At 48.5% G+C, this 21,202-nt stretch carries 19 protein-coding genes; 11 read left to right on the top strand and 8 right to left on the bottom strand.

Annotated features, from left to right (window positions below; translation table 11 throughout):
• Nucleotides 1-379 precede the first annotated feature (379 nt).
• Nucleotides 380-4,129, bottom strand: a complete 3,750-nt coding sequence (gene metH, locus VN23_RS17025; RefSeq protein ID WP_046353645.1) for a methionine synthase — start codon at nucleotides 4,127-4,129, stop codon at nucleotides 380-382.
• Between the two features lie 283 nt (nucleotides 4,130-4,412).
• Between metH and VN23_RS17020 the strand changes: the two genes are divergently transcribed.
• The 5 genes from VN23_RS17020 to VN23_RS17000 all read left to right on the top strand — a co-directional run bounded on the left by VN23_RS17020 (nucleotide 4,413) and on the right by VN23_RS17000 (nucleotide 9,584).
• Nucleotides 4,413-5,384 (top strand): quinone oxidoreductase family protein, encoded by a 972-nt coding sequence (locus VN23_RS17020; RefSeq protein WP_197432942.1) that lies wholly within the window; start codon nucleotides 4,413-4,415, stop codon nucleotides 5,382-5,384.
• Between the two features lie 4 nt (nucleotides 5,385-5,388).
• On the top strand, nucleotides 5,389-5,970 hold the full coding sequence (locus VN23_RS17015; RefSeq protein WP_046353644.1) for a YqiA/YcfP family alpha/beta fold hydrolase: 582 nt from the start codon (nucleotides 5,389-5,391) through the stop codon (nucleotides 5,968-5,970).
• A gap of 118 nt (nucleotides 5,971-6,088) precedes the next feature.
• Complete coding sequence (locus tag VN23_RS17010; RefSeq protein ID WP_046353643.1) at nucleotides 6,089-6,997, top strand: Dyp-type peroxidase; 909 nt, start codon at nucleotides 6,089-6,091, stop codon at nucleotides 6,995-6,997.
• A gap of 198 nt (nucleotides 6,998-7,195) precedes the next feature.
• Nucleotides 7,196-8,389 (top strand): branched-chain amino acid ABC transporter substrate-binding protein, encoded by a 1,194-nt coding sequence (locus VN23_RS17005; RefSeq protein ID WP_046353642.1) that lies wholly within the window; start codon nucleotides 7,196-7,198, stop codon nucleotides 8,387-8,389.
• A 253-nt stretch (nucleotides 8,390-8,642) separates the two neighbouring features.
• On the top strand, nucleotides 8,643-9,584 hold the full coding sequence (locus tag VN23_RS17000; RefSeq protein WP_052746799.1) for a hypothetical protein: 942 nt from the start codon (nucleotides 8,643-8,645) through the stop codon (nucleotides 9,582-9,584).
• A gap of 86 nt (nucleotides 9,585-9,670) precedes the next feature.
• Here VN23_RS17000 and VN23_RS22350 read toward each other — a convergent pair whose 3' ends face one another.
• Nucleotides 9,671-11,653, bottom strand: coding sequence for a methyl-accepting chemotaxis protein (locus tag VN23_RS22350; protein ID WP_082752823.1), 1,983 nt, complete (start codon nucleotides 11,651-11,653; stop codon nucleotides 9,671-9,673).
• Between the two features lie 138 nt (nucleotides 11,654-11,791).
• Between VN23_RS22350 and VN23_RS16990 the strand changes: the two genes are divergently transcribed.
• Entirely contained in the window at nucleotides 11,792-12,580 is a 789-nt protein-coding gene (locus VN23_RS16990) for a hypothetical protein (protein ID WP_052746798.1), read from the top strand.
• Nucleotide 12,581: 1 nt separating this feature from the next.
• On the opposite strand, the gene VN23_RS16985 is transcribed toward VN23_RS16990, so the two are convergent.
• The gene (locus VN23_RS16985; RefSeq protein WP_046353640.1) at nucleotides 12,582-13,586 is read right to left on the bottom strand and encodes a patatin-like phospholipase family protein; all 1,005 of its coding nucleotides are present in this window, start codon (nucleotides 13,584-13,586) and stop codon (nucleotides 12,582-12,584) included.
• Nucleotides 13,587-13,748: 162 nt separating this feature from the next.
• Here VN23_RS16985 and VN23_RS16980 point away from each other — a divergent pair, with 162 nt between their 5' ends.
• Nucleotides 13,749-14,129 (top strand): hypothetical protein, encoded by a 381-nt coding sequence (locus VN23_RS16980; RefSeq protein WP_046353639.1) that lies wholly within the window; start codon nucleotides 13,749-13,751, stop codon nucleotides 14,127-14,129.
• A 91-nt stretch (nucleotides 14,130-14,220) separates the two neighbouring features.
• On the opposite strand, the gene VN23_RS16975 is transcribed toward VN23_RS16980, so the two are convergent.
• A complete protein-coding gene (locus VN23_RS16975; protein ID WP_046353638.1) occupies nucleotides 14,221-15,099 on the bottom strand; it encodes an MBL fold metallo-hydrolase in 879 nt (292 codons plus the stop codon).
• Between the two features lie 152 nt (nucleotides 15,100-15,251).
• Here VN23_RS16975 and VN23_RS16970 point away from each other — a divergent pair, with 152 nt between their 5' ends.
• Nucleotides 15,252-16,160: a LysR family transcriptional regulator gene (locus VN23_RS16970; RefSeq protein WP_046353844.1), complete on the top strand. Its 909-nt coding sequence runs from the start codon at nucleotides 15,252-15,254 to the stop codon at nucleotides 16,158-16,160.
• 1 nt (nucleotide 16,161) lies between these two features.
• Here VN23_RS16970 and VN23_RS16965 read toward each other — a convergent pair whose 3' ends face one another.
• Both VN23_RS16965 and VN23_RS16960 read right to left on the bottom strand, forming a co-directional pair.
• The gene (locus tag VN23_RS16965) at nucleotides 16,162-16,914 is read right to left on the bottom strand and encodes a substrate-binding periplasmic protein (RefSeq protein ID WP_052746797.1); all 753 of its coding nucleotides are present in this window, start codon (nucleotides 16,912-16,914) and stop codon (nucleotides 16,162-16,164) included.
• Nucleotides 16,915-17,189: 275 nt separating this feature from the next.
• A complete protein-coding gene (locus VN23_RS16960) occupies nucleotides 17,190-17,900 on the bottom strand; it encodes a hypothetical protein (protein WP_052746796.1) in 711 nt (236 codons plus the stop codon).
• Between the two features lie 173 nt (nucleotides 17,901-18,073).
• Between VN23_RS16960 and VN23_RS16955 the strand changes: the two genes are divergently transcribed.
• Nucleotides 18,074-19,282: an MFS transporter gene (locus VN23_RS16955; protein WP_046353637.1), complete on the top strand. Its 1,209-nt coding sequence runs from the start codon at nucleotides 18,074-18,076 to the stop codon at nucleotides 19,280-19,282.
• A 60-nt stretch (nucleotides 19,283-19,342) separates the two neighbouring features.
• On the opposite strand, the gene VN23_RS16950 is transcribed toward VN23_RS16955, so the two are convergent.
• A complete protein-coding gene (locus VN23_RS16950; RefSeq protein WP_046353636.1) occupies nucleotides 19,343-19,558 on the bottom strand; it encodes a hypothetical protein in 216 nt (71 codons plus the stop codon).
• 233 nt (nucleotides 19,559-19,791) lie between these two features.
• Between VN23_RS16950 and yqfB the strand changes: the two genes are divergently transcribed.
• Both yqfB and VN23_RS16940 read left to right on the top strand, forming a co-directional pair.
• Complete coding sequence (gene yqfB, locus VN23_RS16945) at nucleotides 19,792-20,100, top strand: N(4)-acetylcytidine aminohydrolase (RefSeq protein ID WP_046353635.1); 309 nt, start codon at nucleotides 19,792-19,794, stop codon at nucleotides 20,098-20,100.
• Between the two features lie 80 nt (nucleotides 20,101-20,180).
• On the top strand, nucleotides 20,181-20,879 hold the full coding sequence (locus VN23_RS16940) for a MarC family protein (protein WP_046353634.1): 699 nt from the start codon (nucleotides 20,181-20,183) through the stop codon (nucleotides 20,877-20,879).
• 80 nt (nucleotides 20,880-20,959) lie between these two features.
• On the opposite strand, the gene VN23_RS16935 is transcribed toward VN23_RS16940, so the two are convergent.
• The gene (locus tag VN23_RS16935) at nucleotides 20,960-21,160 is read right to left on the bottom strand and encodes a SlyX family protein (RefSeq protein ID WP_046353633.1); all 201 of its coding nucleotides are present in this window, start codon (nucleotides 21,158-21,160) and stop codon (nucleotides 20,960-20,962) included.
• Between the last annotated feature and the right edge of the window lie 42 nt (nucleotides 21,161-21,202).

Raw genomic sequence — 21,202 nt, 5'->3', positions numbered from 1 at the left:
TTTATTTGCCATGGGTATTTATTTTGTATTTTGCGATGAGGGCCGCTTTGTGTGCATGCAAGTCATTGGAGCTAGGGCTAGCTTGCACAGGAACATAGTCTTCCAGTTTAAGGCTGACGTTGTAATTGCTGAGCTTTGTAAAGGGAGTGAACTCTAATCCTATCAACTTAAGCGAAATGTTTTTCGTAGGGCGGGTGAAACCCGCCGAGCTTTGCTGGAACACAAAAAACGGCGGGTTGCACCCGCCCTACGATGATTCAATGCTTGTTATTGCGCGAACAACATAACTCAAGCATGGTTTCTCTCCGTGAAATTCCGTGTTCTCTGGGACCGAAGTGGTTCAAGATTTGGGTTGTGCAAACCATATCCAACTACACAATCAGGCGTTATATCCCAGATTGGGTGCCAAATCGCGTTCTGCTTGCTCGATGCTTACCCCTCGGCGCGTCGCGTAGCTTTCTACTTGGTCTTTCTCAATTTTACCCACGGCAAAGTATTGGGCTTGGGGGTGGCTGAAATAGAAGCCGCTGACGGCTGCGGTAGGCAGCATGGCGTAGCCGGTCGTGAGGCTCATGCCGATGCTGGCTGGGTCGATCAGGTTAAATAAGCCGGTTTTGGGCGTGTGATCTGGGCAGGCGGGGTAGCCGGGGGCGGGGCGGATGCCTTGGTATTTTTCGTCGGTTAAATCATCCACATGCAGGTTTTCATCCGGCACATAGCCCCATATCTCTTTGCGGATTTTCTCGTGCATATATTCGGCAAAGCCTTCGGCAAAACGATCGGCCAAGGCTTTCACCATAATGGCGTTGTAATCGTCGTCGGCCTTCTCGAAACGTTCCACATGCTGATCAATATTCAGCCCGCCCGTTACGGCAAATGCGCCAATATAGTCAGTCACGCCGCTGTCTTTGGGGGCGATAAAGTCAGCTAAGCACCAGTTAGGCTTACCAGCAGCCTTGGCATTTTGCTGGCGCAGATTGTGCCAAGTCATCAGCCGCTCGCCATTTTCTGGATGGTAGATTTCAATATCGTCCTCCACGCTGTTTGCTGGGAAGAGGCCGATTACGCCATTGGCTTGCACCCACTCGCCTTCTATCATTTGTGCCAGCAGCACTTGGGCGTCGGCAAACAGGGCGGTGGCGGCCTCGCCAACCACTTCGTCGGTCAGAATGCGCGGATATTTACCGGCCAGCTCCCAAGCGTTAAAGAATGGGCTCCAGTCGATATAGGGGGCGATATCGCGCAGTGGCACTTTTTCAAAGCGCATCACGCCCAGCTGCTTAGGTTTGGGTGGGGTATAGCTGGTCCAGTCGATTTCAAATTTATTGGCGCGGGCCGTGGCAATGGGCAGTAGCTTGCTCTTGCCTTTGTTCTCATGAATGGTGCGGATATTCTGGTATTCGGCGCGTAGCTTTTCCATAAAGGCCGGCTTTAGCTCGTCGCTTAATAAATTGGAGCAGACGCCTACCGCGCGGCTGGCATCGGGCACATAAACCACGGGGCCATTGGCGTAGCCCGGCTCGATTTTAACGGCGGTGTGCACTTTGGATGTGGTGGCCCCGCCTATCAGCAGCGGAATATCAAAGCCCTGGCGCTGCATTTCTTTGGCCACATGGCTCATTTCTTCCAGGCTTGGCGTAATCAGGCCGGATAGGCCGATCATATCTGCGCCGATTTCCCTTGCTGTATCGAGGATTTTTTGTGCAGGCACCATCACGCCAAGGTCGGTCACCTTGTAGTTATTGCAGCGGAGCACCACGCCGACAATATTCTTGCCAATATCGTGTACATCGCCTTTAACCGTTGCCATCACAATATTGCCTTTGGCGGGTGCGTCTTGCAGGCCCATGGCGATTTTTTCTGCTTCGATAAAGGGCTCTAAATGGGCAACGGCGGCTTTCATTACGCGGGCGGATTTCACCACTTGCGGCAGAAACATCTGGCCTGATCCAAACAGATCACCCACATGGTTCATACCGTTCATAAGTACGCCCTCGATCACATGAATCGGGCGCTCTACGGCGAGGCGTGCTTCTTCGGCGTCTTCCAGAATAAAAGTGGTATTGCCGCGCACCAGCGCATGGGTAATGCGCTCTTGCAGCGTGCCATTGCGCCAGCTTAAGTCCTCACCCTTGGCCTGATTTGCGTCGCCCTTAAAGCGTTCGGCAATTTCGATCAGGCGCTCGGTGACATCCAGATTGCCCTCGGTGAGTGGCGCACCGGCGCTGGTTCCGGCTGGTAACATCAGCACAACGTCTTCGATTAAATCGCGCAATTCGCGTGGCACTTCTTCATAAACTTCCAGCGCACCCGCGTTCACAATCCCCATCGTCATGCCTTTTTTAATGGCGTGATAGAGGAAGACGGCGTGGATGGCTTCGCGTACTTTATTGTTGCCACGGAAGGAGAACGAGACATTCGATACGCCGCCGCTGACCTTGGCGTGCGGTAGATTCTGGTGAATCCAGCCGGTGGCTTCGATAAAGTCGAGGCCGTAGCGTGCGTGCTCTTCAATCCCTGTGGCTACGGCAAAGATATTCGGGTCAAAAATAATATCTGCCGGATCCATGCCCACTTCGTCAACCAGAATGCGGTAGCTCTTTTCGCAGATTTCTACTTTGCGGGCATAGGTGTCGGCCTGACCAACTTCATCGAAAGCCATCACGATCACCGCTGCGCCGTAGTCTTTGACGAGGCGTGCGTGGTGTTTAAAGGCTTCAACACCTTCTTTCATCGAGATCGAATTAACAATGCACTTGCCCTGCACGCACTTCAAACCGGCTTCGATCACATCCCATTTGGACGAGTCGATCATAATCGGCACGCGTGAGATATCCGGCTCGGCAGCGATCAGGTTCAAGAAGGTGACCATGGCTTTATGGGCGTCCAGCATGCCCTCGTCCATATTGATGTCGATCACTTGCGCGCCGTTTTCTACCTGCTGACGGGCAACCACCAAGGCCTGTGGATAATCGCCATTTAAAATTAGGCGGGCAAAGGCTTTGGAGCCGGTGACGTTGGTGCGCTCACCTACATTCACAAATAAATCGCTATCGCCGATATTAAATGGCTCAAGGCCAGAGAGGCGGCATTTGGCTTCGATCTCTGGCAGGGCGCGTGGCGCGATATCCTTTACTGCAGCATACATGGCGGCGATATGTGCCGGAGTGGTGCCGCAACAGCCGCCAACGATATTGATCAGGCCCGATGCCGCCCATTCTTTGATCGACTCGGCCATCATTTCCGGGTCTAAGTCGTAGCCGCCAAAGGCATTGGGTAAGCCTGCATTGGCGTGGACGGAAACAAAGCCTTCGGAAATACGGCTCAGTTCTTCTACATACTGGCGCAGCAAATCTGGCCCTAGCGCACAGTTCAGCCCGTAGCTGATGGCATCTGAGTGGCGCAGGCTGTTGTAAAACGCTTCGGTGGTCTGGCCGGTTAAGGTGCGGCCAGATTGGTCGGTAATCGTGCCGGAGACCATCACCGGCAGTTGATCATCTTTCGCAATATTATTTCTGCGGAAATACTGTTTAATCGCGAACACCGCGGCTTTGGCGTTTAGCGTGTCGAAAATCGTTTCAACCAGCAGGATATCCGCGCCGCCTTTCACAAGGCCATCGATGGCTTCTAAATAGCTTTCAACCAGTGCATCAAAGGTTACATTGCGATAGCCAGGGTCGTTTACATCGGGGCTGATCGAGCAGGTGCGGTTGGTTGGTCCTAAAACACCGGCACAGTAGCGCGGCTTATTGGGGGTTTTGGCGGTTTGCGCCACGCATAATTCTTTAACCATTTTGGCAGCGGCAAAATTCAGCTCCCAAACGAGGCCTTCCATTTCGTAATCGGCCATGGCAATCGAGGTGCCGTTAAAGGTATTGGTCTCGATCAAATCCGCGCCCGCATCCAGATATCCCTGATGGATTTCAGCGATGATGTGCGGCTGGCTCAGCACCAGCAAATCGTTATTGCCCTTTACATCACAAGACCAATTAGCAAAACGCGTGCCGCGATAATCGGCCTCTTGCAAATCGTAAGCCTGAATCATCGTTCCCATGCCGCCATCCAGAATCAGAATGCGCTGTTTGAGCTGGTTTTGTAGTTCTGCATGAAGACTTAGGGGGCGGGTCATGGGCTGTCCAATCTAGGCGTAATACAAAGCTGGCAATTTTACCATGCTCAGCCGTGGTTTTTGCTTTGCTGCTGTTCGCATTTATATGATGAAGATTTTTACGGTTTTTTTGGCCTTGTGCTGGCTTGTTTACTTATTTCTGCTGTGTTTGATCATGATGGTTTCAATTAATTCCGGTGCAGCAAGCTTGCACTCGCGCTATGGTTTGTCTTTTGCTTGTTTGTTTTCAGCTGGATTATTTTGTCAGCTTCGCTTGGTGTACTTACTATTTCAAAAGGAAATCATGATGCAAACTCAGGTGATTCGTATCCATGCCCATGGTGATAGCCGCGTGATGCAGCTTGAAAATCATACTCTTGCAGCACCTCAGGCTGGCGAAGTGTTGCTGCGCCAAACGGCTATTGGTGTCAATTTCATTGATACTTATCATCGATCGGGTTTGTATCCGCTGAGCCTTCCTTCTGGCCTTGGCGTAGAAGCGTGCGGTGTGGTCGAGGCCATTGGTGCGGGTGTGACTGAGTTTAAGCAGGGAGATCGGGTGGCTTATGCGGGCGGTGCAGTAGGCGCTTATGCATCGTATCGCGTGATGCCTGTGGATAAGCTGGTCTTGGTTCCTGCAGGCGTGAGCGATGAAATTGCGGCGGGTACCTTGCTGCGTGGAATGACAGCACAGTATTTACTAAAGCAGACTTTTCCAGTGCATGTGGGGCAAACCATTTTATTTCATGCCGCTGCCGGTGGTGTAGGTCAGCTTGCTTGCCAGTGGGCGCGCGAACTCGGTGCCATAGTGATTGGTACGGTAGGTTCGGAAGAAAAAGCGGCAGTTGCCCGTGCTTATTGCGACCATGTGATCGACTACGCGCATTTTTCTGAGCATGTGCGTGAAATAACGGGTGGCAAGGGAGTGTCAGTGGTGTATGACGGAGTGGGGGCCGATACTTTTGCAGGCTCGCTGGATAGTTTGGCAATGCGGGGCATGTTGGTGAGCTTTGGTAATGCATCGGGGCCTGTGCCTGCTTTTGAGCCTGCAATTCTGGCGCAAAAAGGTTCGCTTTTCTTTACACGTCCTACACTGGGACATTACACCTCAACGAGAGCCGAGCTGGTGAATACAGCAGCAGACTATTTTTACGCCGTGCGTCGCGGGTTTGTTAAGCCAGAAATCGGCCAGAGCTACGCTTTAGCAGATGTTGCACAGGCGCACCAAGATCTGGCGCTGCGTAAGACGCAAGGCTCCACTTTACTACGGCCCTGATAAGATGAAAGATCGCCCACATATTATTTATCTGCATGGCTTTTTATCCAGCCCCTTGTCGCAAAAAGCGCAGGAAATGGCGGCCTGGATGAAGCAGCAGGGCTTACAGGATTATTTTCATTGCCCGCAGCTGCCTATGGATCCGGATGCGGCAGGCGTATTGTTGCAAGGTTTATTTTTTAAGCTGGTGCATGAAGATATTTGCATTGTGGGCAGCTCATTAGGCGGTTTTTTTGCCACATGGGCGGCAGAAACTTTTGCTTGCCGGGCGGTGCTGATTAATCCTGCGGTGCAGCCCTATACCAGAATTAATGAGTATTTAGGGCCGCAGCGTAATTATCAGACCGGCGAGATTCATATGATTGACGCTTGTTTTTCTGAGCAGCTAAAAGCGTTTGAGCGGCTGCCAAGCCAGCCTGAGCGATACTGGCTGCTTACACAAACGGGCGATGAGGTTCTGGATTATCAGCTTGGTGTGAACTATTACTCGGCGTGCCGTCAGACTATTATTGAAGGTGGCGATCATGGCTTCGTTGATTTTACCCAGTGGCTGCCCGAGATATGGGGATTTGCCCAGGGAAAATAAACCCCGAAGCTGATCGCCTGTTTGTGGTCAGCACGGAGTGCTAAATATTGTATTTGCCTGGCGGGACAGTCCCGCAGTTTCTACCCGCAGTCTGAGATTTTTGTTTAAGGATTAAAGCATGACCCCACAAAGTGGAATTCTGCCTCCTGCCAATGGGCACGCATTATTTACCCTGTTTCGGCGGCGCTTAGGCAGGCGCGCAGATGCACGTCTTAAAGCTTTACTTGCCAGTGTTTCTGATCGTATTCAGCTTTTACAGGCAGAAGACAGCCGGGCCAGTGTGGTGTTGGCTTTTGGCCCGCATGTTTGGCCGGAGCTTTATCAAAGCAAGCCAGAGCTACTGCGGGATTTTCCCTCTATTTCAGGGGCAATTCACCCTGCTCCTGCAAGTGACGTGGATGTTTTGCTGCATTTACGTGGCGAGCGTTATGATTTGTTGCATGAATTTGCTGATCAGCTGAGTGCTGAAATGGCCGAGTGGTTAGATGTGATTGAAACCGTACATGGCTTTCGCTACCGTGATATGCGTGATTTAACGGGCTTTGTGGATGGTACAGAAAACCCCGAAGGCGATGAGCGGGCCGAGGTTGCATTGGTCTCTGACGGTGATTGGGCGGGTGGCAGTTATATCCACCTGCAGCGCTATGTACACCGGATGGAGCAATGGAAAAAACTTCCCGTGCGTCAGCAAGAGGCGGTGATGGGGCGTACCAAGGAAACAAATGAAGAGCTCCCTGATGAAGATCGGCCACATACCGCGCATATCAGCCGAGTGATTATTGAAGAAAACGGTGAGGAGCTGGCTATGCTCAGGCATTCCATGCCCTATGGCGCGCCGGGTGGGGAAAAGGGTCTCTACTTTATTTCCTACTGTAAAACGCCGTCAGTGTTTGAGAAAATGCTTACCAGAATGGTAGCGCCTACATCAGACGGCAGAGTTGATCACCTGCTTAACTTTACCCGCGCAGTGACAGGCGCTGCTTTTTTTGCACCAAGCATTGAGCAGTTAAAGCAATTACAAAATTAAAAAGCCTCCAATAAACAAAGTACCAATTCCCTGTAAATAGCAGCTATAAGCGGTGTTTTAAGCGGCGTTATTGCTTAAGCCCGCTTTTGCTGTAGACGTTTGAATGCTTCAAATCAAACCCTGTTCAGGAAACCCCCGATTGCTGTAAAAAATGAACGCGCTCACATTGCGTGGACACATTCGAGGGGAGTTTTGTTTATGCAATTCGTTCAGAAATCAGCCGTGCTATCCGCCGCTCTTGCTTTAGCCCTGACTGCTTGTGGTCAAAAGCCAGAAAGCAATACCGAGGCATCTGCCCCAGCCGCTGCTGCAGCACCTGCCGGTGATTCATCGGTCGTAAAAATTGGTTTTGCAGCACCGCTTACCGGGCCGCAAGCGCATTATGGCAAGGGTTATCAAAATGGCGTGCAGCTGGCGATTGACGATGTAAACGAAACAAAACCGACTCTGGATGGCAAGCCAGTTAAGTTTGAGCTGGTGGCCGAAGACGATATGGCTGATCCAAAAACAGCCACTCAGGTTGCCGAGAAATTTGTTGATAGCAAAGTAGCCGGGATTATTGGCCATTTTAATTCGGGCTGCGCTATTCCGGCTTCCAAGATTTACTCCGATGCGGGCCTGCCACAAATTGCGATGGCCACCGCGCCTGCTTATACCGCCCAAGGCTTTAAAACGACTTTCCGCTCCTTGACTTCTGATTCTCAGCTTGGCTCGGTGATCGGTAAATACACAGTTGAAAAACTAGGCGCTAAGAAGATCGCCATCATTGACGATCGCTCAGCTTACGGCCAAGGCTTGGCTGATGAGTTTGAAAAAGCCGCTAAGGCTGCCGGTGCTGAAATCGTAAAACGCGAATTCACCAGCGATAAAGAAACGGATTTCACCTCGATTCTCACCTCCATCAAAGGCGCTAAGCCAGATGTGATTTTCTACGGCGGCACTGACGCACAATCCGGCCCTATGGCGCGTCAAAAGAAACGCTTAGCCATCAATGTACCGATTGTTTCTGGCGAAATGACTCGCTCAGATACGTTTTTGAAATTAGCTGGCCCAGATGCAGAAGGCACGATTGCTGCGCTGGCTGGTCAGCCACTGGATCTGATGCCAGGTGGTAAAGACTTTGCCGCCCGTTACAAAGCTAAATACGGCGAGCTGGAAATTTACACTCCATACGGCTACGACTCTACGCGCCTGATGCTGGCTGCGATACAAGCTGCGGGCTCGGCCAGCCCAGCTAAATACCTGCCGGTGCTGGCTAAGATCAAGCATAGCGGCGTAACCTCCAGCAATATCAGCTTTGACGAGAAAGGCGATTTACAAGACGGTAGCCTGACTGTGTACAAGGTGAAAGGTGGTAAGTGGGAAGTATTGGAAACACTAGGCGGTAAGTAAAATTAATCCAGCCTGATTGCAGGCTGGCTTGCAAGACTCTCTCATAATGCAAACTGGTTCGCTGGTTTGCATTTTTTTTTATGCTTGTACAAAATAGTGGAAATAAGTCTTCACCCCAAACCCAAATCTTGAACCACGGAGGAAAGGGAGAACACGGAGGGCTACGGAGAAAAGCATAAGGAAAACTAGGTTTTTTCCGTGAAACTCTGTGTCCTCCGTGGTTCAAGATTTGGGTTTTCTTAGGAGTATTGCTTTGAATGATAAAACCCCTGAGCAGCAGTGGCAGTGGTTGCAAAGTGGGCCGGGTTTGGGTGCTTTAAGCGAGTCTTGCCCAGAGGATTGGCTCATGGTGCGTGATGAGCTGGCGGCGGTGTTTGCGCGGCGGGATCCGGCTGAGCTTAAGCAGTTGGTCGAGCGATCTTCAAAGCGAATCAAGGCCGATGCGCGTTTCCTATCGGGCGAGCGAAATGGCCGTGCTTTTGCTGATTTTGTCCGCGTTCAGATTCGCCAGCGAATGACCGAGCTGGCGCTTCGCCAGTATGCTTTTTCTGCGGCCACAGGCGTGTATCAGGGTAAGGTGAGGTTTAATTTTTTTAATGGCTTCTTGGCGCAAAAACTATTATTTAAGCGTGATCTAGTGAGGAAACCCGTATCGATGCGGGCATTTAAGTGCATCTGGCCGCTGTTATGGCAAAAGCGGCTTTTGATGCCCTTGGTAGAAAAGCGCGGAATTTATTGTTTTTATAGCCGTGAGCTGATTGCAGGTTTAGCCCGGATCATTGGCCAGCGTAGCTGCTTAGAAATTGCGGCGGGGGATGGTACGCTCAGCCGGTTTTTAAGTGATGAAGGTGTGGATATCACGGCCAGCGACGATTTTAGCTGGGGAAAAGTGGTGCAATACCCTGAAGCCGTGCAGCGCTTAGATGCCGCTGCAGCGATGGCACGATTTAATCCACAGGTGGTGATTTGCTCTTGGTCGCCTTCAGGTAACCGCTTTGAAAAGCAGATTTTCCGCACCCGTAGCGTAGAAACTTATATCGTCATTGGCAGCCATTCTCGTTTTATTACTGGCAACTGGGCCGATTATGAGGCGCAAACGACATTCGATTGGCAGGAAGATGCCTCACTAAGCAGGCTGGTGCTGCCGCCTGAGTTAAAAGCGGGGGTATGGGTTTTTCAGCGCAAAAGCACTTAAGTTTTATGAGTCAGAATGACCGGGTTACAAGCTTTGCAGGAGCGGCTTTCGTCGTAAATACGATAGCGCTCCTTGCATTTATGTACTTAAATCTTCAATTTGCTGACACTCTCTTGTAAGCGGGATGCAACTTGTTGCAGCTCTTCAGAAGCATGCAGGCCTTTTTCGGTGTAGGCGCGGCTGCCGTCGGCTTCTCTGGCAATGGCTTCAACGTGCATGGCGACGTGTTCGCTGGCGGTGCGTTGCTCAACCAAGGTGTCACTAATGGCACGTAGTTGCAGGACTACACCACTCATTTGTTCACGCATGGTGTTGACCGATGAGCTGACTTTTTGCGACATATCACTATTGCGTTCTACCTCGGCCACGCTGCGGTTCATGCTGTGCACAGCATCTTGCGTGGCATGCTGAACTTTGCTTAAGACCCCGACGATTTCGGCAGAAGAGCTGGATGTTCTTTCTGCCAGTTTGCGCACTTCATCTGCAACTACCGCAAAGCCACGACCCTGTTCTCCGGCACGCGCAGCTTCAATGGCGGCGTTAAGTGCCAGCAGATTAGTTTGATCGGCAATTTCCCGGATTACGCCTACTAAGGATGAGATACGCGTTGATTCGGTGCTGAGATGATTAATGCTGGTGGAGACGGTATTGATGCTGTCAGCAATTTGCTGCATTTGCCCGAAGGCAGAATCGACTTCAGCCACGCTTTGGATGGCTTGCACCTCAGATTGCGTGCCTAATTCCAGCGCATTTTTTGCATAAGATGCGCTTTCTGCAATGCTGGTAGAAAGTTGCTCTACGGCGCTGGAAACCATTTGCGTTGTTTCGCTTTGCCTGACCGCCATATCGGCAATGCTGGCAACCGTTTTAGCGTATTCGATGGCGATATCGCCCAGTAAAGTGGTGGCAATTTGGGTTTCTGCCACCATGCTGCGCAAGTCTTTCTGCATGCTATCAATGGCTTGCAAGAGGCTGCCATCGGCAGAAGGCGGGATGGGCACGGCTAAATTACCCTCGGCAATTAGTTTAACCAGCGCCACTACGGTATTAGGATCACTGCCAAGCTGCATGCTCAGCGCGCGGTAAAAAGCCCAGCCCAGTAAGCTAATTAAAATAAGCGCGATGATGGACGTGCCCATATAGCGATTACGCTGCTCTGTAAGGCCATCTACCCTCACTTGTAGTAATTTGTTTAAAGAGGCTTGCAGGCTTTGGTTTAATTCTTCCTGGGCTTTACTGCCTTGCTGGTGCAGTTGCAGCAGTGCGGGCAGCATTTCGGCAGTTTTGCTTTCTAGCGCCAATGGGCTTAGTTCGCTTTGCAGCTTACTATATTGGCTGCTCATTGCATTTAAAGTGCTATCAAAATGCTTACTCATTTCTGCATTGTAATTACCCACGCGGATTAAATTACCGGTGCTAAGGTCAAGGTTTTGCTGGGCAAGCGGGCGTAGCTCAATCAGGCGGGTGGCTTGCCCGGCTTGCTCTGTTTTTAGGGCAATTGAGCCACGCGCCATATGCTCACCCAGCAAGTCTTGATAAGCAGGTAGCCTGAAGCAAACCGTATCCATTAAATAATAGGTGTCGATATCGGGATCTAGCGTAAGGTTGGATTGGTCGCAAGCATCAGAAATATGCTGGGTCATTTTGCTGGAAAGTTTGGCGTAGCTTTCTTCTATGTTTTTCGGGTCTTCCGTGGCTTGTTTACGAAACTCATCCCAAGATTGGCGCAAGGCATCCCGCTGGCTATCAAAGCCTAAATCTTTAACGAGTTGGGTTTGTTCCGAGCTGGCTAATACTTTTTCAAGCTCGCCAATCCATGCACTATTATTGGCTGCTAATCCGGCCACTTTGGCGGCGCGTAAAGGTTGTAAGTCCGCTTGTAAACTTAACCATGGCTGAATATAGGCCATGCCTTGCTGTTCCCGGGCCGAAAACAAGCGATTTGTTTCTGTAACTTTGTAGAGCGAGTAGCCAAGAAAGCAAATTCCAATTGCGATAACAATACCCATTACTGCAAACCGAGCCGGATAGCTGAGCGAGCGCATAAAGCGGATTAAGTAGTTCATCATCGGGGCTCACATTATTCTGAACTTTCATCCTAGGCAGGATTCGTTTAATCTTAAATTCAAATCTGTCTATGAGCGGCTAAATGGAGGGTTTGTTTTGTTTTTGCTTTATCTTTCATGGGTAAAATGAGGGGAAGGGCGATGTATAAACTAGTAATTGTTTTAGTATTTTCGGGTTTTGCTCAGGCAGAAGTACTTGATTTGCATTTAATGGGGCAACGTGATCAGGCGCCGCTGTATTATCATCGTTTATTGCAAGAGTCATTACAGGCAGAGGGGAAGAGTGTAAAGATTATATTAGCGCCAGAAATGCCTTTGCTGCGTATCTATAAATTATTAGATAGCGGTGAATTATCCGCACATTGGTTTTTGCAAACCGCTGAACGGGACAAGCGTTTTTTACGGGTGAGTGTGCCATTAAGTTTTGGCTTGATTGGCCAACGTTTATTATTAGTCAAAAAAGGGCAAGCCGAACCCTATACTAAAATAAAAAATTTGGCAGATTTACAAGCAAGTAATAAACGTGCAGGAATGGCTCAGGGCTGGTTTGATGTGATGGTTTGGAAGGCGAATCAATTGCCCGTGTATGAGCAGGTTGGTGATTGGCGCGTTTTATTTAAACTTGCAGGCGCAAAAAATCGTGGTATAGATTATTTGCCACGTGGTGCTATTGAGATTCTGGATGATTTTTCCCAGTATCCGGGCTTAGAAATTGAGCCGAATTTATTATTAAGCTATGAACGTGATTTCGTTTTTTATGTTTCACCCCATTATCCCCAGTTGCGAGATCAGATAGAGCGGGCATTGCAAGCCGCATTGGCGAGTGGCTTACAGCGCCGCTTATTTGATCAACTTATTTTACCTAAAGTTAAATCATTAAATTTAAATAAAAGAACGGTCATTCAGTTAAATTCATCATTTAAAGAGTAATTTATTTTATTAAATGATTAAGCTTATCCTGGGCATAGTTTTTAGCAGCCTGATAGCCGGTTTGATAAAGCCTGTCCATATTGCTTCTGGACCAGTCAAATACATCCGGCAGGTTTTCTTCAGCAATCGCGTCAATTAATGGCACCTTATGCAAGGTAATGCCATCGCTATGCAGAGCTTCAAATAATTTAATATCATCGCGCGCAATTTCAACTAAGGGGGTAATAATAGACATTACCCAGGCATCGTATAAATCTTTGGGTTTTCGGAGTAGTTTTTCTGCGCCGAGCAAATCAAAGACGACGATTTCTTCTAAATCCGGATAGTTTTTGCGCAGGTCTTTAAAGTTAAGACAATCAATGGCTGCCCCTTCGATATAAAAATCACCATTAATTTCAGTAGGCGGGTACAGATAGGGGAAAGACAGCGCGGCTTGTAAGTGCTGTAAATCAATCTGGCTGCGTGACCAGTTTTCCATTTGATGCTGGCTGAGGTTATAAGCATTGAGCCAGAAATCCGGCCCGCTGTTTTTTAAGGCATTAAAGTCGATGATTTCTTCGGCAAAAGGGACATGGGCACAAAGGCCGAGCGAATCACTGCTTAAATTGCTTGGGGTAGCGCTGGCAAAAGCCAGTGCAGCGCCATCTTTTAATGTTTTAGCCCAAGCATTATCTGCGGGCCATTGCTGCATCATTTGTAACAAAGGATTGGCCGAAAGTGCCTGGCGATAAGCATCCGCCATGGGGCCTGGCTTATGAAATACTTTGAAATTCACAGGAAAAGCTTGGTAGATAAAATCAGCGACGCCCATTTCTTTAAGGCTACGCAGTGTGCTTACAATATCGCCGTTCTTCGGGGCAATATACATTAATCCAAGCAAGGCTCCTGCTCCGGCAGAGGAGATGACATCTACTTTTACCCCTAGCTCGTGAAAGGCTTCTAAAGCGCCTGCAAGCAGTGTGGCATTGGGTGCGCCGCCACTGATAATTAAAGCTGTACGTGCCATTCCTTTCTCCTTTCAAAGTTTTACTTACACCTAACTAGGCCTCTACCTTATTGTAATGCCAGAAGTATTTTATGGCTGGAAATGGCTACGTTTTCCTGGCTAGCAGGCAAATTTAAATCTGCTAGAACACAGTAAGGGTGTCTATTGCTGAGGAGTTTTATCATGAAGACTGAGAGTCCGCGGGGGCGGGTGAATATTCTGTCCCGGGTTGATTTCATTCGTATGGCGTCTGCACAGCTGGGTGATGCAGTGTTGTTTCTGACTTACGATACCACTGATGAGCGTACAACCAGATCGCGGGGGGCTTTGATTGATTACTTAAACGATGCGGGAATGATGACTGTAGCGCAGGCGCTGGAAGTGCATCACTCGATTGTGATGTTTGAGCTGGCAAGCGATGCCGTACGCGCCTGGCAGCAGATTAACGATCATAGCCATGCGGTGGGCGCTCATGTTTTCTGGCATGGATTACAAGACGATGCCGTGCATTCGGCCATATTAGCGGCGCGCCCGAGAGAGGTCAGCCCGCTGCTGCATCACTAGCCTGGCATTTTTTATTGAGTTTTACACGTCAAAAGGCCCGGATTTGCTCCGGGCCTTTTGTGTTAGACAAGGTTTACTGTAAACCAGCGCCTTACCACTTCATTTCACCTTTGTTGACCTTAGCACCAATTTCGAGTGCCATGCCAAGGCCCGCATTTGGGTAGCGTTTTTTCATCGCGGCGATCAGTGCTGTGGAGTCTTTTGCTTTAGCCAGCTCAAGATCATAAGCCTTCAGGTATTCACGGTTGTATTGCAGATGCTCAACAGTGAAGGTAGTACCGGCTTTAAAGTGGCCTGGAATCACTACTTCAGGTTTTAAGTCTTCCATCTTATCGAGCACTTTCAGCCATTTTGCACGCTTGGCTACGGATGCATCGTCTGCTGTCCACAGATGGAAGTTACCAAATACCGAGACGCCGCCAGCGATGGTTCTGATCGATGGAATCCATACAAAGCTGTGCTCTGCATTGTCGCCATCCAAGCCGATGATTTCTAGTTTCTCGCCATCAACGGTCAGTGTGTTGCCGGATAATTGAGCTGGAACCACTGGGTTCTTAGGTGCGTTTGTTCCTAAGATCGGGCCCCAGTAAGCCATTTTCTTTGGCAGTGTTTGCTTGATATGGGCAATAGTTGGTGCGCTTGCTACTACTTTTACGCCCGGGAAAGCCTGGGTAATGACTTCAAGGCCGAAGTAGTAATCAGGATCTCCATGGCTGATGTAAACCGTAGTCAGCTTTTTGCCGCTGGCTAAAACATTGGCAACTACACGGTGAGCATCGGCTAGGGTAAATTGTGCATCAATCAAGATGGCTTCGGTTTTACCGGTAATTAAAGTAGAAGCTACGCCAAAGGTGCTTGGATCCGGGTTTGCATACACTTCAAGTTTTAAAGGGGCTTCGGCAGCCTGAGCACCAGCGATTACGCCAATAGATAGAGCAAGTGTGGATAAAACTGCAGCAGGTTTAAACATGGTTTGTTTCCTTGAATGTTGGGGTCAGGCAATGGACGCTAGATTAGTTGTATACCGTGCGCAGAAAAACCCCAAATCACGTGTTAGTTTGTTGCATAATTCGAGCGAATGACTGATCTGCCAAAGGAGCGGCGAATGCCGTTACAAAGATGATGGATAGGCTGACCGCGATGCGGGTGTTTATAGAAGTAGTCGATCAGGGCAGCTTAACCGCAGCGGCGGATAAGCTGGATATGCCGCGGGCGATGGTTTCCCGCTATCTGGCAGAGCTGGAAGCTTGGCTTGGAGTGCGGCTGCTGCATCGCTCTACCCGAAGTTTGGGTTTGAGTAGCGCAGGGCAGGATGCTTTGCCACGTTGCCGGCAAATGCTGGAGCTGGCTGATGATGTGCAGGGAATAACGCATAATCTAAATGCGGCGCCACATGGGCTGATCCGCGTTGCGAGCAGTAATTCCTTCGCCCAATCACACTTAGCTGCAGCGGCAGCGGCCTTTGTTGCCCAGTATCCTGATACGCAAGTAGAGCTGATTGTGGGAGATAGAAGTATTAATCTGGTGGATGAGCGAATTGATCTGGCGATCCGCATTACTAATGATGTAGACCCTGGCCTGATTGCCCGAAAACTAAGCGTTTGCCGCTCGGTTGTTTGCGCAACACCGGCTTATCTGGCGCAGCATGGTACGCCTTTGCATCCGGAGGATTTGCTGCAGCACCAATGCTTAACACATGCTTTTTTTGGTAAAAATGGCTGGCGGTTTACTAAGGAAGGGCAGCCTTTTGTTGCCAATGTGGCTGGCGCGATTAGCGCGAATGATGCAAATGTGATTTTGCAGGCAGCGCTGGCAGGGGCAGGTGTGGCTCATCAGCCCACATTTAGTGCCGCACCTTATTTAGAATCAGGGCAGTTAGTTCGGCTTTTATCTGATTATCAATCGGATGAATTAGGGATTTATGGTCTTTATACTTCGCGCCGTCATATGCCGATTATTTTACGCAGCTTATTAGATTTTTTAGCCGATCGTTTTGGGCGTGAACCATCTTGGGATAAAGTGTTGAAATAATTTAAGGCTTGCCGATAGTATGTTTAAGTAGCATGTTTTTTAATTTATTATTTTTCTCCAATAAATCTAAGCCATTGTTGAGTAATATTATTGTTTCTTTTGATTGGCTTGAATTTATTCCAACTATAAAGTGCGCTGCCACAGGCGGGGCTGCATTTACTTCTTCTACTTTAAAAGATTTATTTTGTAGCCCGTGCCGCTCCATTCTTAATAAGGCTTGGGCAACTTCTACGTATTCCAACAATATATCGCAGCGGCCTACTTTTAGTTTATTAATAACAGACTCATAGTTGTTTGCAGTGCTATCTATTTCTGTGGCAGAAGCTAAATTAAATGCCTGATAGTTAAACCCATTAATCCCGCATTTTTTTATATTATTGCCAAGCGGCGGAGCGTGTTTAGTGTGCCGAATATAGCCGGGCGTCAAATAAAGATAAGGTTGGGAAAATAAAAATTTTGTTTCCCGTTCGGCAGTGCGTGATGTTGCCATGGCAATTTGAAAGTCAGTGCCTTTTTGTACTTCGGCTAAACAGCGTGGCCAAGGCAGAAGCTGTATTTCTATTTGATGGCCAGTGTTTTTAAAAATGCTGTGCAGTACATCCACCGAGTAGCCTTCAATTTTTTTCTTTTGGCCATCTACATAATAGGATGAGGGCGGCCATTCAGATTGCCCGCCGCATGCACGTACACTTTTTTTGGCCAAGCCAGTATTTGGGTATAGGCAAAGTAGAAAAAATATGGCGCGTAATATCATGGTTGATCTATGTTATTTATAATAAACATTACCTTGTTACTTGCTGGCATGGCCATTCATTTCTAACATCATTAGATATCAATGATAAGCAATTTATCACGATGGCAAGGCAATGTATTTGTTATTTATAGCTGATTTAATGCGCAGGAACGTTGCGGAGATTTGTCATTGGGGAAATAGAGTACGTAATAACTTCGCTGTTTAGAATCGCTATGGATGATTTTAGAGCGTGCGAAAGAGAGTTTGCACTGCGCGGTTGGGGCTTTTCAAAGCGCTCAGGCTTGTGCCAAAAGATGGCTTTGTTTTCTGCCTTCCGGGTCTAAATCCAAATACCGCGGGCCACCGGGTAGATTAAGCAGCTGCAAGCTCATATCGCCCAGTAGTTTCAGCAGGGATTTCCCATCTTCACTTGGCTTAAGTAATTGGAAGGGCTGATAGGTGGGCTCGCTGCTTAGTCGTTTAAGCAGCTCTTCTGCCGTATCTGCAAATTGTGTATTTAAATTGCTAGGCTGGCTAGGTGGCAATTCGGTGGCAGGCTGAAAGCTGCTGGCACTCGCTCCTTCAATAATGGATTGGTAACGGATATCAATTTCAAAATCAAACTGGCGGCCATCGGCAGTAAATAGTTTACCCTTGCCATTAAAATGGCTGGCGTCTTCCAGCCTAAATCCTGCGGCTGCGCCATTGGCGTTTTGCTGGGCTGCAGCTGCAAAGTTTGATGAGCTGCTCAGCTCTGCCTGCTCAAAGCTAAATGTCATGCCTTTGGCTGCATCGCCGAAGAGTTGCTGGGCAAATCCTTGCATTAAGTTCTGTGCTAAATCGGTGGTGGCCTTGCCTAATTCTTCAGCACGCTTTGCCAGAACATCACGGCTTTCTGGCAAGGCTTTATCTGCTTTGTCCGCTTGTGTGTTGGCCACCAGGCTTTGTGCAGAGGGCGCATAAAAGCTAGGTGTTGTACGATGATTAAGTAGCGAGAGCGGGTTCATAGCCGGTGACTCAAAGAGGTTTATTACTTATCGGCAGCTTATTGATATTTCTTTAGGCGATATATATTTTTGAGCGCACTTTCATCATGAATGCCTAGCTATAAATACTCTAAATAGCCGGTTCATAAGGCCCCGATCTTAATAGGGCAATGCTCTGTTTTTTAGGAATTTGCATGCTGAAATCGCTTAAGCCCGAACACCGTACTCAAGCCATGTTGCTGGTCCTAATGCTGGTGATGTTTACGTCGATCGCAGATTTTATGATCTTGATGCCGCTGGCTCCGGATTTGATGCGCGAGATGCACATTGATACCGCTGAGTTTGGCTTTTTAGTCTCAGCCTATGCTTTGGCTGCAGGCGTGGCTTCTTTATTGGCCGCATCGCTGGCTGATCGCTTTGATCGGCGGCAGGCATTGCTGTTTTGTTATGCCGGTCTGGTTGTGGCCACACTGGCCTGCTCGGCGGCTACAGGGTTTTATAGCTTGCTGGCTGCTCGTGGTTTAGCAGGTGTGTTTGGCGGGGTAATCGGCTCGATTATTTTTGCCATTGTGGGAGATTTAATTCCGCCAGAGCGGCGGGGTTGGGCAATGAGCTGGGTGATGCTGGGCTTTTCATTATCTGCGGTAGCCGGTGTGCCCTTGGGCTTATTTATTGCTGCGCACTCCAATTGGCGCATGCCTTTTGTGGCGTTGTCCTTGATGTGTGCCTTGGTCTGGATCGGAGTATGGTATTTGCTGCCTGCGGTAAAAAGCCATTTGATGAAGAATCAGCCTGTGCAGGGCTTATTGGCGGGTTACAAGGAGTTATTTGCCGATGCTAATCACTGGTGGGCCTGCGGTGTAACGGCCATGCTGACTTTATCCGGCTTTTGCGTGATTCCCTATGTTGCTTCGACGATGGTAAGCAATTCCGGGCTAACGACGCATGATTTGGTTTATATGTATTTGCTGGGCGGGGTGGCTACTTTATTTTCAAGGCCATTAATTGGCGGTTTAATTGATCGTTTCAGCCCTAGCCGTATTTTGGGCTATTTGGTGGTGGTGAGTTTTGTACCGCTTATTTTAGTTACGCAAACGTTTTCTCTATCGATTGCATGGCAGTTATTATTCTCTACGCTCTTTTTTGTGTTTGTTAGCGGGCGTTTTATTCCGGCAACGGCTATGGTGACTGGCGCTACTGCACCGCAAATGCGCGGGCGGCTGATGGCATTTAACTCAGCAACACAGAATTTTGCATCGGGTATTGCGGCGCTTTTGGCAGGCTTGATTATGACGCAGAGCAGCAGCGGCCGGATTTTGAATTTTGATTGGGTAGGGTATTTAAGCTGCATATTTGGCCTGCTGGCGATCTGGATGGCCAAGCGGGTAAAAGCCGTGTCTTAAAAAGTAAAAGGCTGATCTTGATCAGCCTTTTTTGATTTGCGCATTGTTCTGCTACTTTTATCAGTCGACAATGGTTATTAAGTTTCTTAAGTCTTCTTGGGTTTTTTCGCCCCTGTTCCAGCAAACACGGGCGCGGTTGCCTTCTACATTCATCACAAGACCGTCGATTTTTTCTGAGCCATCTATGGTTGCAATGCGGTTTACGCGGGTATTAATAGCAATGTTTTGTGAGGCGGAAAAAAACAGGTGGTAAAGGCTGCCTAGTAAGCTAATCATTGTAATGCTCTCCATTTAATGTAGTATTACTACTAATTTTATAGTGGTTTATTTAGTAGTACAACTACATTTTGACGTGATTATCTACATGTCATCGCTGTGGTGGCTGGCTATAAGCCATTGATCAATCAATAGTTTGATGATTTTTATATTGCAGGCAGTAAGCTGCGGGCTTTTATAGAGGCAGGAATCAGCCTACGCTGCCTGTAGTGCGTACGTATTGGGGACACAAAATGCAGAAGATCACTTTTTTTAAACGTTTTGTTGATGATATTTTGGCCGAACGCAAAACCATTACGATTCGCGATGCGAGTGAAGCAAATGTAAATGCCGGTGATATTCTTGAAGTCAGCACTCTAGAAGAAGGGCGCTGGTTTTGCCGCTTGCAGGTTTTATCACTTACGCCAGTGAATCTGGAAGATTTAACACCACTGCATGCCGCGCAGGAAAACATGGGACTGCCTGAATTGAAGCAGTTAATTAGGCAAATTTACCCGCAGCAGGATTATTTTTATGTGATTCATTTTGTATTAGTAAAGTAATAACAATGCTTTAGCAGTCCAGTGCATTTCTTTGTTTAAAATGCCGACCCATTGCCACTTTTTGTAAGGTTGTAAACAATATGCTGCAAACCTTAACTGTATTTTTCGGCAATATGCTTTTGGTTTTTGGCGCTTTAATGCCGATTTTAAATCCGCCGGGCCATGCACCTATCTTTTTGACCATGACTGCCGGTTATAACTCGCAAGAGCGAGCGATTTTGGCGCGGCGGGTAGGAATCTATAGTTTTATTTTGCTGCTGGTCAGCATGTTTATTGGCAGTTATGTGTTGGAGTTTTTTGGCGTGTCGCTACCGATTGTGCGGGTAGGCGGCGGCTTGCTGGTGGCTACCGCTGGCTGGCAGTTGATGAGCTCGGGTGATGATAGTCATAAGTCCGCCGGTATGCTGCAGGCAGGGGCCACACGCCCAAGCAATGAGGAATTACGCGAGCGGGCGTTTTATCCGCTGACTTTCCCGATTACGGTAGGCCCCGGTTCGATTACTGTGGCGATTGCCTTGGGGGCGGGTTTTAACGGGCCGGGGTTGCAGAGGTTTTCTATGCCTTTAGCCAGCTTAACGGCCGTGGCGATTACGTCTTACTCTTTGTACTTGTGTTACCGCCACGCCGAGCGCCTGCTTAAGCTTTTAGGCAGTACAGGTTCGATTATTTTTCTGCGTTTATCCGCATTTATTTTGATGTGTATCGGGATTCAGATTTTCTGGGATGGCTTTAGTGTGTTGTTTGGCGAGCTGTTGGTGCATTACTTAAAGCCATCATAAAAATGTAAAGCATGAAAAAAGGGCACAGAGAGCACGATCAGTGCTTCCTATGCCCTTTTTCTATTTGCTACTGGCAGAAATTAATAATGAGGCGGTACTTCATCAAATAATGATTTCTGTGCAGAGCCGCTAGGCTCTTGTTGCTGTAACCAGCGTAACTCATTTACTACCTGATCTAATTGCTGCTGCTGGGTGGCAACGATGCGGTTTAACTCTTCTAATAGCTCATCTTGCAGCGCCAGCTTGATTTCCAGCTCGGTAATACGGTTTTCTAAACTCATTGTTTTCTCTCAAAAAACGCGTAGGGTGGGCACAAAAATGTG

The sequence above is a fragment of the Janthinobacterium sp. B9-8 genome (genome assembly GCF_000969645.2).
In the GTDB taxonomy this organism is placed as follows: domain Bacteria; phylum Pseudomonadota; class Gammaproteobacteria; order Burkholderiales; family Chitinibacteraceae; genus Iodobacter.
The sequence above is the reverse complement of the archived record's forward strand: the minus strand, read 5'-3'. Positions and strand labels throughout refer to the sequence as shown.